This window comes from Massilia hydrophila, from assembly GCF_020208145.1.
Taxonomy (GTDB): Bacteria; Pseudomonadota; Gammaproteobacteria; order Burkholderiales; family Burkholderiaceae_D; genus Telluria; species Telluria hydrophila.
In genome coordinates this window covers 1-364 of sequence record NZ_JAHYBX010000089.1, presented here as the reverse complement: position 1 = coordinate 364, position 364 = coordinate 1, and the positions used below count along the sequence as shown (strand labels likewise).

At 55.2% G+C, this 364-nt stretch carries 2 tRNA genes and 1 rRNA gene; all 3 read left to right on the top strand.

The features are described 5' to 3' along the window. Positions 1 to 112: ribosomal RNA gene (locus LE190_RS21635) — 16S ribosomal RNA — on the top strand; the annotation flags it as partial. Between the two features lie 89 nt (positions 113 to 201). Beyond that, positions 202 to 278, top strand: a tRNA-Ile gene (locus LE190_RS21630). Between the two features lie 8 nt (positions 279 to 286). Beyond that, positions 287 to 362: transfer RNA gene (locus tag LE190_RS21625), tRNA-Ala, on the top strand. Positions 363 to 364 lie beyond the last annotated feature (2 nt).

Here is a 364-nt window from a genome sequence, read left to right as displayed (position 1 = left end):
AGAAGTAGGTAGCTTAACCGCAAGGAGGGCGCTTACCACGGTAGGATTCGTGACTGGGGTGAAGTCGTAACAAGGTAGCCGTATCGGAAGGTGCGGCTGGATCACCTCCTTTCTAGAGTAGCACCAGAGCTAGCGCAAGCTAAGCTCACACATCAAGCGCCTACGCTTATCGGCTGTTGGAACAAGTAACGAGAACAGTTCGGGTCTGTAGCTCAGTCGGTTAGAGCACCGTGTTGATAACGCGGGGGTCGTTGGTTCGAATCCAACCAGACCCACCACGCAACATGGGGGATTAGCTCAGCTGGGAGAGCACCTGCTTTGCAAGCAGGGGGTCGTCGGTTCGATCCCGTCATCCTCCACCATT